This is a genomic window from Devosia aquimaris, from assembly GCF_020169335.1.
Taxonomy (GTDB): domain Bacteria; phylum Pseudomonadota; class Alphaproteobacteria; order Rhizobiales; family Devosiaceae; genus Devosia; species Devosia aquimaris.
Genome location: NZ_JAIEZN010000002.1, coordinates 154,802 through 167,285, shown reverse-complemented (window position 1 = coordinate 167,285; position 12,484 = coordinate 154,802). Strand labels below are relative to the sequence as shown.

Annotated in this window: 7 protein-coding genes; all 7 read left to right on the top strand. The window is 63.6% G+C overall.

Annotated elements, in window-relative coordinates; genetic code table 11:
* The first annotated feature begins 36 nt into the window (after positions 1-36).
* Positions 37-882 carry a CheR family methyltransferase gene (locus tag K1177_RS13615; RefSeq protein ID WP_224703915.1) on the top strand — a complete coding sequence of 282 codons (846 nt, stop codon included), beginning with the start codon at positions 37-39 and terminating at the stop codon, positions 880-882.
* Complete coding sequence (locus K1177_RS13610; RefSeq protein ID WP_224703914.1) at positions 879-1,928, top strand: protein-glutamate methylesterase/protein-glutamine glutaminase; 1,050 nt, start codon at positions 879-881, stop codon at positions 1,926-1,928. Before K1177_RS13615 ends, K1177_RS13610 begins: the two co-directional genes overlap by 4 nt.
* 115 nt (positions 1,929-2,043) lie before the next feature.
* Complete coding sequence (locus tag K1177_RS13605) at positions 2,044-2,433, top strand: response regulator (RefSeq protein WP_224703913.1); 390 nt, start codon at positions 2,044-2,046, stop codon at positions 2,431-2,433.
* Positions 2,434-2,716: 283 nt separating this feature from the next.
* Positions 2,717-5,260 (top strand): methyl-accepting chemotaxis protein, encoded by a 2,544-nt coding sequence (locus K1177_RS13600; RefSeq protein ID WP_224703912.1) that lies wholly within the window; start codon positions 2,717-2,719, stop codon positions 5,258-5,260.
* A gap of 170 nt (positions 5,261-5,430) precedes the next feature.
* Positions 5,431-7,488: a methyl-accepting chemotaxis protein gene (locus K1177_RS13595; protein WP_224703911.1), complete on the top strand. Its 2,058-nt coding sequence runs from the start codon at positions 5,431-5,433 to the stop codon at positions 7,486-7,488.
* A gap of 307 nt (positions 7,489-7,795) precedes the next feature.
* Complete coding sequence (locus tag K1177_RS13590) at positions 7,796-9,868, top strand: methyl-accepting chemotaxis protein (RefSeq protein WP_224703910.1); 2,073 nt, start codon at positions 7,796-7,798, stop codon at positions 9,866-9,868.
* Positions 9,869-10,266: 398 nt separating this feature from the next.
* Positions 10,267-12,303, top strand: a complete 2,037-nt coding sequence (locus tag K1177_RS13585; protein WP_224703909.1) for a methyl-accepting chemotaxis protein — start codon at positions 10,267-10,269, stop codon at positions 12,301-12,303.
* Positions 12,304-12,484 lie beyond the last annotated feature (181 nt).

The following is a 12,484-nucleotide window of genomic DNA, read 5'->3' as shown; positions in this document are numbered from 1 at the left end:
CCTGCATGGGCGCCTGGGGCAATTGGGGAACGTCGTATGGAACAGGGAGAAATCTCCCTTAGCGAGCGCGAGTTTTCGCGTATCAAGGACCGGGTCTATAAGGTAGCCGGAATCTCGCTAAGCGATGCCAAGCGGACCCTGGTGGTTTCGCGCCTGTCCAAGATTGTGCGCAGCCTGGGGCTGACCAGTTTTGACAGCTATGTCGACTATCTCGAAAGAGGCGGCAACGCGCAGGACGGGCAGGAATTCGTCAATGCCCTGACCACCAATCTGACGCGCTTTTATCGCGAAGACCATCATTTCGAACATCTGCGCAGCTATGTGGGCGGGCTGATTGCCAGCAAGCCGCGTGGCTCGCGCCTGCGCATCTGGTCTGCCGGCTGCTCGACAGGGCAGGAGCCCTATACCATCGGCATGGATCTGCTGGGGGCCTTCCCCGAGCTCAAGCGCTGGGACTTCAAGATCCTGGCCACCGACATCGATACGGCCGTGATCGCCAAGGCGGCGCGCGGCATCTATCCGGAAAACGAGACGGCGGGCCTGTCCGCCGAGCGGCTCAAGCCGTTCCAGCGGCTGGGTGACGGCACGGTCAAGATTCCGGACGCGGTGCGCGAGCTGATCTCGTTCAAGCCGCTCAACCTGATTGCCCAGTGGCCGATGAAGGGGCCATTCGACGCCATCTTCTGCCGCAATGTGGCGATCTATTTCGACAAGCCGACCCAGGGCGAGGTCTTCGGCCGTTTCAGCAAGCTGCTGGCCCCCGATGCCTTCCTCTACATCGGCCATTCCGAAAATCTTGGGTCCGGGGGCGAGGGTTTCCGCCTCGTCGGCAAGACCATCTACCAGTGCAAGCCTAAATCCAACAATCGAGCAGCCGCATGAGTATCCGGGTTCTAGTAGTTGATGACTCCGCGCTGATCCGCGAAGTGCTGTCGCGCACATTGACGCGCGACGGCGACATCGTCGTGGTCGGCACGGCGACCGATCCGATCGACGCGCGCGAGAAGATCAAGCAGCTCAATCCCGACGTCGTCACGCTCGACATCGAAATGCCCAATATGAACGGGCTGCAGTTCCTCGAAAAGATCATGCGCCTGCGGCCCACGCCGGTGATCATGGTGTCGACGCTCACCACCAAGGGGGCCAGCGAGACGCTGCTGGCGCTCGAACTGGGCGCCGTCGATTTCGTCGCCAAGCCCAGCGCCGATCTGCAGGGTGGCCTCGACAATTTCGGCGCCGGCCTGCGCGACAAGATCCGTGCTGCCGCCAAGTCGGATGTGCGCGGCCGCGCTGCCGACCGGGTCGATGTGCCCAATGTTGCGGTCAAGACCGCCGCGGCGCCCAGCGGCGCCCTGATTGCCATCGGCGCTTCGACCGGGGGCGTGGAAGCCATTCGTGCCGTGCTCACCCAGATGCCGGCAGATTGCCCGCCCATCGTCATTGCCCAGCACATGCCCGCCGGTTTCACCCAGCGCTTTGCCGCGCGGCTCGATGAGCTCTGCGCGATCAAGGTGGTCGAGGCAGAAGACCGCATGCAGCTGCTGCCGGGCCATGCCTATGTCGCCAAGGGCGACTTCCATCTGCGGGTTGAAAAGTCCTCGGGCATGCTCAAGTGCCGCCTGACGCATGACGATCTGGCCTCTGGCCACCGTCCGAGCGTGGATGTGCTGTTTGAATCGGTCGCCAAGGCAGTCGGCCCCATGGCGGTTGGCGCTATCCTCACCGGCATGGGCCGCGATGGGGCCCGCGGGCTCAAGCTGATGCGTGATGCCGGCGCCTATACGGTCGGGCAGAACCAGCGCTCGGCGCTGGTCTATGGCATGCCGCGCGTGGCGTTCGAAGAAGGCGCCGTGGTGGAACAGGCGCCGGTCGAGGCCATTGCGGCGCGCCTGGCCAATGCGCTGGTGCGCCTCAAGTCTGCGGCCTGAGGCTGCTCATGTGCAATACGGCGGTACCAATTGAGAGATTTGTAACGCTTGTTGCCTAGTGTTTGTCAGAATGCACGGGGCGGTTTCCCCGGGCACCAAGAAGGTGATCAAGACCATGCCTAAAGCCAGCGCTGTCAGTGTTCTTGTCGTTGACGACCAGCAGTCCATGCGCGGTATCTGCAAGTATATTCTTACCCAACTGGGCTTTAAGGATATCATTGAAGCCAAGAGTGGTCGGGATGCCCTGGGCAAGCTTGAGAAGGCCAATGTCGACCTGATCATTTCCGACTGGAACATGGAAGATATCGACGGGCTGACGCTGCTCAAGGTGATCCGCAAGCACCCGCGCACCCAGGCCATGCCCTTCATCATGGCCACCGGCCGCTCCGACAAGGAACAGGTCAAGGAAGCCATTTCCTTCGGCGTGAACAATTACATCGTCAAACCCTATGACGCTTCGACCATGAAGAAGCGCATCGAGGCTGTGATCGGCGCGCTGAGCTAAGCACAGGCTCCGACAGGTCGATGACATTTTGTGAACCCCTTCCGGCGCCTGGCCGGGAGGGGTTCGGTTTTTTCGCCTGTCGTTGCGGTCGTCAGGTCGGCTCCATTGCCTGGCGCTGGCGGTCGTAATGAGTGGTTAATGAGCGATGTGTATCGTTTCCACAGACGGGCCAGGCCCGCAGAGGGAGACTTTTGCTGTCATGGGCGCAGTTTTCGTGGCGCCGGAACCAAGATCACATCACGTGTGACGGGCGCAGCATTGCTTGAGGAAGCTGGAGTATTTGATGGGACTGTTGCCGCATTTCAAAATTGCCCAGAAACTGCCGCTGGCGCTGGTTGGTTCGGCCCTGCTGGTGAGCCTTGGCGTGGGGATCGCCAGCTATCTGATCGGCTCGGCCACGGTCGATGATCTCTCCCGTCGGCAGATCGATACCATCGCCACTCAGGCATCGTCCGAGCTGGCGGCCTATTTCGACGGCATTGCCAAGGATCTGGCGATCACGGCGGCCACCGAATCCACGCAGACCACCATGCGCGATTTCAACATCACCTGGGGCCAGTTCGGCACGGCCAAGCCGCCCAAGGACCCGGTGGTGGCGCTGCAGGATGCCTATATCAAGAACAATCCGGACCCGGCGCAGCGCGAGTTGCTCGATGTGTCCACCGATGCCAAGCGCAGCAATTATGACTTTGCCCATTCCAAGGTGCATCCGGCCTTCCGCCGGCAGCTGAGCGCACGTGGCTATGCCGATCTGATGCTGCTCGATCCGGCCGGCAATCTCATCTATTCGGTGATGAAGCGCGATGACTTCGCGACCAATTTTGCCGCTGGCGGCGCTGGCGCCGACTCCGGCCTGGGCCAGGCGTTCCAGGCTGCCGCGGGCATGACCGAGGCAGGGCAGGTGGCCTTTGCCGATTTCACGCCCTATGCGGCAGCGGCGGGCTCGCCACAGAGCTTCATGGCGACACCGCTGTTCGACAACCGGCAGAAGCTGGTGGGCGTTCTGGCTGTTGCCATCTCGACGGCGTCGGTGGACGCCATCATGAGCCAGGCCGATGGCCTGGGCGAGACCGGCGAGAGCTTCCTGGTTGGTTCCGATTTCCTGATGCGCTCGGATTCGCGCTTCACGCCGGAATCCGATGCGCTGGCAACGCGCTTCGAGACGCCCGACGTGGCCGCGGCGCTGGCCGGCAATGCCGTGTCGGGCACGTCGGACGCCTATCGCGACATGGACATGATCCTGACCGCCAAGCCGCTGACCTTTGGCAACACGGACTGGGCGGTTGTGACCGTGGTGGGCAAGCAGGAGGCACAGGCGCCCGTGGTGGCGATGCGCAACATGATGCTGCTGGTGGGCGCGGGCCTGCTGGCGATCGCGGCCGTGGCCGGCTATCTGTTCTCGCGGTCGGTCAGCCGCCCGATCACCGGGCTCACCGACACCATGGCGGCGCTGGCCGCAGGCGATCTCAATGTCGCGGTGCGTGGCGCCGAACGGCATGATGAGATCGGTGCCATGGCCCGGGCCGTGGAAGTGTTCCGCGAGAACGGCCTGCGGGTGGCACAGATGACCGAGGCCGAGGCGGCCCAGGTGCTCAACCGCCAGGCCGAGCGGGCCAATATGATGCAGAACCTGCAGCGGGCCTTCGGCACGGTGGTGGATGCCGCCATTGCCGGCGACTTCAGCCAGCGCGTGGACATGGAATTCCCCGACGAGGAGCTCAACCGCCTGGCGCGTTCGGTCAACCATCTGGTCGAAACCGTCGATCGCGGTGTGGGCGAGACCGGCCATGTGCTTTCGGCACTGGCCAATACCGATCTCACGCAGCGCATGACCGGCGACTATGACGGCGCCTTTGCCCGGCTCAAGGCCGATACCAATGCGGTGGCCGAGAAGCTGACCGAAGTGGTCGGCCAGCTCAAGGACACCTCGCGCTCGCTCAAGACCGCGACCGGCGAAATCCTGTCTGGCGCCAATGACCTGTCCGAACGCACCACCAAGCAGGCGGCGACCATCGAGGAGACCTCGGCGGCCATGGAACAGCTGGCGGCCACGGTGATGACCAATGCCGAGCGCGCCAATGAGGCCAGCCAGGCTGCGGCCAGCGTGTCGCAAACGGCCGAAGAGGGCGGGGCGGTGATGGCGCAGGCGACCCAGGCGATGGAGCGGATTTCCAACTCCTCGTCCAAGATCTCCAACATCATCGGCATGATCGACGACATTGCGTTCCAGACCAATCTGCTGGCGCTGAATGCCTCGGTGGAAGCGGCGCGTGCCGGGGACGCGGGCAAGGGCTTTGCCGTGGTGGCCGTCGAAGTGCGGCGCCTGGCGCAGTCTGCGGCATCTGCCTCGGCAGACGTCAAGCAGCTGGTCGAGGAATCCGCCCATGAGGTCAATGGCGGTTCGCGTCTGGTGGCCGATGCAGCCAGCAAGCTCGAGGCCATGCTGGCCGCGGCGCGTTCGTCCAACGAACTGATGAGCGGCATTGCCCGGGAAAGCCGGGCCCAGGCGTCCTCGATCGAGGAGGTCAACACCGCCGTGCGCACGATGGATGAGATGACCCAGCACAATGCGGCGCTGGTCGAGGAAATCAACGCGGCGATCGAGCAGACCGAGACGCAGGCCACCGAACTCGACCGCATTGTCGAAGTCTTCGGCACCGATGACAGGCGCGAAACGCAGGCCGAACCCAGCGCACCGCGCCGGGCGCCTGCCGGGCGGGCCATAGCCGAGGGTGCCAGGGGCCTGCAGGACAAGATCCGCAGTGCCGCAAAGTCCTACTTCAGCAAGGGCAGCACGGCCGTCGAGCAGGACTGGAACGAGTTCTAGTCCGGCGCTATGCGCCCATACAGATGCTGATTGAAACGGGGCCGAAAGGCCCCGTTTTGTTGTGCGATAGCAGTTTAGTGCCGTTCGGCAACGCGATGTTAACGGGCAGTGCGCTATCCCGTTTCTACCATACAAGTTTATGGCTATTCGGCATTGGGGGAGTGCGCGGGATGAGGGCGACATCAGGATTCTGGGGTAATATCAAGCTGACCACGGCAATTGCCGGGCTGGTGCTGGGCGGCATCATGGTCACGATCATTGCCTATTCGGTGAGTGGCTATCTTGATCTGCGGCGCCAGGCCATCCGCCAGTCGGTCGATCAGCAGGTGGCCAATCTGCAGGTGGCGGGCACGATCCTGGAGAAGCGCCTGTCCGGCGCGGTCCTCACCTGGGCCGAGGACGGCAGCATCGCAGCGCTGCAGGCCTATTCGCTGCCCTTCTTCCATGACACCGCGGCCATCGATTCGGTCACGCATATCACGAAGGGCGCTGCCGCCATCTTCGGGCTGGATCCGGCCAGCGGCCAGTTCATCGCCAAATCCACCAGTTTTGAAGGTGACGACGGCAAGCGCATCATCGACTTTGCGCTCGATCCCGCATCGCCCGAACATGCTGCGCTTACCCAGGGCCAGCCCTATTTCGGCGATGTGACCATGCAGGGCACGCGCTTTTTTGGCGCCTTCCAGCCGATGAGCAATCTCAAGGGCGAGCTGATCGGTGCGTTCTTTGTGGGCAGCGATGCCAAGATCGCCGAAACGGCCGCCGACGCGACGCTGGGTTCCACCGCGTTGCTGGGGCTGGTGCTGCTGCTGGTCCTGGGCACCATCAGCCTGGTGGCGACGCGCCTGATCACCCGGCCCATCCCGCGCATTGCCAAGGCCATGGATGCCATTGCCGAAGGCAAGTTCGATACCGAAGTGCCCTATCTCAACCGGGGGAACGAGCTGGGCGCCATGGCGCGTGCGGTGGACGTGTTCCGCGCCAACGGGCTGCGCGTCAGCGAAATGACCGAGGCCGAGGCCGCGCGCATCATTGCCGATCGCGACGCGCGCCAGCAGATGATGACCGAGCTGCAGTCCGCCTTCGGTCAGGTGGTGGATGCGGCGGCCGCGGGCGATTTCACGCGCCAGGTCGACACCGAATTCCCTGATGCCGAGCTCAATGCCCTGGCCCGCAGCATCAATGCGCTGGTGGCCAATTTCAACCGCGGCGTGACCGGCATCGGCGCGGTGCTGGGGGCCCTGGCCAATACCGATCTGCGCCAGCGCATGGAAGGCGACTACGAAGGCGCCTTTGCCACGCTGCAAAGCGACATCAATGCGGTGGCTGACAAGCTGTCCGAAGTGGTGGGGCAGCTGCGCGACACTTCTGGAACGCTCAAGACCGCGACCGGCGAAATCCTCAGCGGCGCCAATGACCTCAGCGAGCGCACCACACGGCAGGCCGCGACCATCGAAGAGACCTCGGCGGCCATGGAAGAGCTGGCCCGCACGGTGATGCGCAATGCCGAGCAGGCCGGCAAGGCCAGCTCTGTGGCCGCCACCGTCATGCAGGCGGCCGAAGAAGGCGGCCAGGTGATGGAGCAGGCGACCCTGGCGATGAGCCGGATTTCGGACTCCTCGGGCAAGATCTCCAATATCATCGGCTTGATTGACGACATCGCCTTCCAGACCAATCTGCTGGCGCTCAATGCCTCGGTGGAAGCAGCGCGTGCCGGCGACGCCGGCAAGGGCTTTGCCGTGGTGGCGGTCGAGGTGCGGCGTCTGGCGCAATCGGCTGCCAATGCCTCCAGCGAGGTCAAGCTGCTCATCGAGCAGAGTGCCAGCGAAGTGCGCGGCGGCACAGCGCTGGTGGGCGATGCGGCCGGCAAGATCGAAGCTGTGCTCGACGCCTCGCGCAGTTCAAGCGAGCTGATGCGCGGCATCGCCACCGACAGCCGCGAGCAGGCCGGCGCCATCGACCAGGTGTCGATTGCCGTGCGCACCATGGATGAGATGACCCAGCACAATGCGGCGCTGGTCGAAGAGATCAATGCGGCCATCGAGCAGACCGAAAGCCAGGCAACGGCGCTTGACCTGATCGTTGATGTCTTTGCCGTTGCCGATGAGCGTGCGGCGACCAGGCGGGCGCCGCTGCAGGCGGCCCGGCCGGCGTCTGCCGCGGTCCGCAAGCCTGTGCCCATGAGCCATGGCAATGCCGCCCTCGACAGTGACTGGACCGCGTTCTAGTGCCAGTCAGGTCCTTTCCTGCATGAGCAAGGGGCGTCCCACGGACGCCCCTTTTTGCCGTCTGAAAGGCGCCGCCAACGCGCCCATGACCAGGCTCGGCCCATCGGTCGCTTGGTCTTTCAATCCTGTCGAGCAATCTATCTTCTAGTCTATCCTTTTGATTTTTCTTACATTTTTGTGAGTATTGACAATTTCTCTGGCTCTTCTTGCCGAAAAACAAGGTCAATACTCGCTTAAGATACTGCTGTTACTTTTTTGGTTGATTGCCGGGTTTGTTGTGCCTGGCGGATGATCCTGGAGTGATTGCATGGCCAGTCGAATCGCTGCCGTTGTGGGTAGTATCAAGCTGACGACGATGATCGCCGCACTGGTTATCTCGGCCGTCATTGTCTCGGTCTCGGTGGTGACGCTGGCGCTGTATCTCAACCTGAGCGAGAGTTCGCGCAACGACGCGATCAAGCAGCAGGATACCAATCTCAAGACTGCGGCGACGGTGCTTCAGTCGAGCCTGCCCGGTGCCGAGGTGGAATGGACGGACACCGGCGGCATCGCCGCCATCCGCACCTGGGCCATGCCCAAGCAGTTCACCAATGACGAGCTGGTGGATTCGATCAAGCGGGTCACCGGCGAGGCTGCAACGCTGTTCGGCTGGAGCGAGGCAGACCAGGATTTCGTGCGCATGACGACCACCATCGTCGGGGCGGACGGTGTGCGCATTGTCGGCACCATGCTGGGCAAGGACAGCGCCGCCTACCGCTCGATGATGGAAGGCAAGGTCTATTATGGCGAGGCCAAGATCGTGGGCCGCCCCTATTACACGGCCTATCAGCCCATCGTGGACCAGGGCGGCACGCCCGTCGGCATCATCTTTGTGGGCATCGACCGCGCCGAGATCGAGGCGCGCATCCAGAGCACGGTGCAACTGCTGCTCATGGTGGGCGCTGCGGTGCTGGTGGTGCTTGGCGGACTGGGCCTGTTGCTGTCGCGGATGATGATGGCGCCGGTGCCGCGCCTGGCCAAGGTGATGAAGCAGGTGGCCGATGGCGATTATGACGCCAGGATCGACTATCTCGATCGCGGCAATGAGGTGGGCGACATGGCCCGCGCCGTTGAAGTGTTCCGCACCCGGGGCCTGACCCTGGTGCAGATGACCGATGAGGAAAAGCAGGCCGAGCTGCGCCGCCGCGAGGAGCGCACCGACATGATGGTGACCTTGCAGGCCGCCTTTGGCGAAGTGGTCGATGCCGCCATTTCCGGCGACTTTTCCAAGCGCGTCCATGCCCAGTTTCCCGATCCCGAGCTCAATTCACTGGCGCAAAGCGTCAACCAGCTGGTCGAAACGGTCGACCGTGGCCTGTCCGAGACCGGGCAGGTGCTGGCGGCGCTGGCCGATACCGATCTGCGCCAGCGCATGACCGGCAGCTATCAGGGCGCCTTTGCCCGGCTGGCCGAAGACACCAATGCCGTCACCGACCGGCTGACAGATGTGGTCAGCAATGCCAAGCAGATTTCGGGTTCGCTCAAGCAGGCGACGGGCGAAATCCTCTCGGGCATCAACGATCTGGCCGAACGCACGACCAAGCAGGCGGCAACCATCGAAGAAACCTCGGCCACCATGGAGCAACTGGCGGGCACGGTCTCGAGCAATGCCGAAATGGCCGAGTCGGCGAGCAGCCAGGCGCAGATGGTGTCGGGCAATGCGGCCCAGAGCGGCGTCACCATGAACGAGGCCAATGCGGCCATGGAGCGGATCACGGCCAGCTCGGCCAAGATCTCCAACATCATCGGGCTGATCGACGACATTGCCTTCCAGACCAATCTGCTGGCGCTGAACGCCTCGGTGGAAGCGGCGCGGGCGGGCGATGCGGGCGCCGGTTTTGCCGTGGTGGCCGTGGAAGTGCGGCGCCTGGCCCAGTCGGCCGCATCGGCTTCGGCCGACGTCAAGACACTGATCGAGCAGTCGGCCATGGAAGTGCAGGGCGGAACGCGCCTGGTCTCGAGCGCTGCCGAGCAATTGGTGGGCATGCTGTCGGCCATCGATGAAAACGCGGCCATGATGCACCGCATCGCCGCCGCCAGCCGCAGCCAGGCCGTGGCCATCGACGAAGTGTCCGTGGCCGTGCGCACGCTGGACGAGATGACACAGCACAATGCGGCGCTGGTGGAACAGACCAATGCGGCCATCGAGCAGACCGAGGCCCAGGCGAGCGAGCTCGACCGCGTGGTCGATGTCTTTACGCTGGCCGGCGACACGGCTTCGGCCCCAGCAATTGCACGGGCGCCCCAGGCAAAGCCAAAGGCACCAGCAACCGCGACGGCGGCGCGCAGCTATCTTGCGCAGGGCAATGCGGCCATTTCGACGGACTGGAACGAGTTCTAGCGCAACTTCTGTCTGCAACAGCGCAAAAGGGGCGTCCGGGAGGGCGCCCCTTTTTGCTGCGCCAATGCGCCGTGCCTCCCCATGGCCGGGGCCAAAAAATCCTGCTGGTGGCGAGCTCAGGCAAGTCCTTGATCAGCCGACACTTTGTGCACAGGCGGGATTTGTGCTGGGCGCGCAGACCGTCTCGGCGCGGAACAATTCACGAGCCATTAACTGCCTTTGAATACAAATTCCATTGGGGGCACGAATATTTCATTCAGGCTCCAAAAGAAACCTCCGGGACGGCAGAAGGCCGGCCCGGCGCCAATGTGAATGGTCGTCAGACTACAATAGCCGGCAAGCAAAGCCTCATCTGTGGGCCCGGCCGGTGGTCAAACTGACCAGACAGGAGTCCTGGAATGCTACGCCTCTTTACCGGTTCAATTGCACGTCGGCTCTACAGCCTGCTGCTGGTTTTCGCGCTCGGCTTTGCCGGCGTGGTCGCCTATCAGCTGATGTCGCTGCGCGAGAACCTGGGTGATTTCAAGCGGACCGAGCTCCAGTCCGTGGTCGAATCCGGCGTGTCAATCGTGCAGGACTATTACGATCAGGCGCAGGCTGGCACCATGACCACCGAGGCCGCCCAGACCGCCGCCAAGGAGACGCTGCGTCACATGCAGTATGGCGACGGCGGCTATCTGTTCATCGACGACTTCAACTACAACAATATCATGCACGGCTATCAGCCCGAAAAAGAGGGCTCGAACCGGCGCGACACCACCGACATTACCGGCAAGCGCTACATGGAAGAGATGATCGACGGCGCCAAGGCTGCCGGCAGCTATTTCGTGGACTATGCCTTCAAGGACAAGGATGGCGTGTCCAAGGACAAGGTGACCTTTGCCAAGGCCTTCGAACCCTGGGGCTGGACCATTGCCTCGGGCGTGCTGCTGACCCAGGTCGAAGCCATCTTCTGGCAGGCGGCGCTGACCAGTGCGGTGATTACCCTGGGCGTGATGGCCGTGGTGCTGGTGCTCGGTGGCCTGATTGCCCGGTCCATCAGCCGTCCCGTTGCCAAGCTCACCACCAATATGGAACGCCTGGCGCAGAACGATTTCGACATCGAGCTGGAAGGCGAGGATCGCCGCGACGAAATCGGCAACATGGTGCGCGCCGTGGGCGTGTTCCGCGAACAGGGCCTCAAGGTCAGCCAGATGACCGAGGCGGAAGCCGCCCGCATCATCGCCGATGAGCAGCAGCGCCGCACCATGATGAGCGAGCTGCAGGGGGCGTTCGGCGCCGTGGTGGATTCGGCCATTGCCGGCGACTTCAGCCGGCGCGTGGATGCCGAATTCCCCGATCCGGAACTCAATGGCCTGGCCAACAGCGTCAACAGCCTGGTGCAGACCGTGGAAACCGGCCTCAGCGAAACCGGCCGCGTGCTCAAGGCATTGGCCAATACCGACCTGACCGAACGCGTCGAGGGCCGGTTCCAGGGTGCCTTTGCTGATCTGCAGGCCGATACCAATGCGGTGGCCGACCGGTTGAGCGATGTGGTGGAACGTCTCAAGACCACGTCGCAGACGTTGCGCACCGCGACCGGCGAGATCCTGGCCGGCGCCAACGACCTCTCCGAACGCACCACCAAGCAGGCTGCGACCATCGAAGAAACCTCGGCGACCATGGAACAGCTGGCCGGCACGGTGTTGCAGAACGCCGAGCGCGCCCGCGACGCCAGCGTCAATGCCAGCGAAGTCACCCGCACCGCTGAAGAGAGCGGCCAGGTGATGCAGAAGGCCAATGAGGCCATGTCGGCCATCGAGGCCAGCTCGGCCAAGATCTCCAACATCATCGGCATGATCGATGACATCGCCTTCCAGACCAATTTGCTGGCGCTGAACGCCTCGGTGGAAGCCGCGCGTGCTGGCGATGCCGGCAAGGGCTTTGCCGTGGTGGCCGTGGAAGTCCGCCGCCTGGCGCAGTCCGCTGCCTCGGCCTCGGCTGACGTCAAGCTGCTGATCGAACAGAGCGCGACCGAAGTGACCATGGGTTCGCGCCTGGTGTCCGATGCTGCTGCCCGCCTGAGCAAGATGCTCGAGGCCGCCCGCGAGAACAACGCGCTGATGGAAGGCATCGCCCGCGAGAGCCGCGAACAGGCCTCGGCCATCGAAGAGGTCAATGTCGCCGTGCGGCAGATGGACGAGATGACCCAGCACAATGCGGCGCTGGTGGAAGAGACCAACGCGGCCATCGAACAGACCGAAGGGCAGACCGGCGAGCTCGACCAGATCGTGGCCGTGTTCACCACCCATTCGGCCCCGGTGTCTGGTGTTGCCGCGCCGCGCGCAGCCAAGCGCAGTGCGCCCGCGCCGCAGCCGTCGCGCCAGAAGGCTGCCGCCGCGCAATATCTCAGCCAGGGCAATGCGGCGATTTCGGCCGACTGGAACGAGTTCTAGCGCCCGTTCATCGCACAGACCCTTGCAGAGGGGCGCCGCTTGCGGCGCCCCTTTTTGCTGATCGGCGCTGCCGCAATCATACTTAACCTGGACTTAAGCGGCGCCCGGCACTGTGGAGCCGTGTCGGTCGCCCGGGGGCGTGTGCCGGCACGGACCTGGCCCAGGCTGCTCGTTGTAGCGC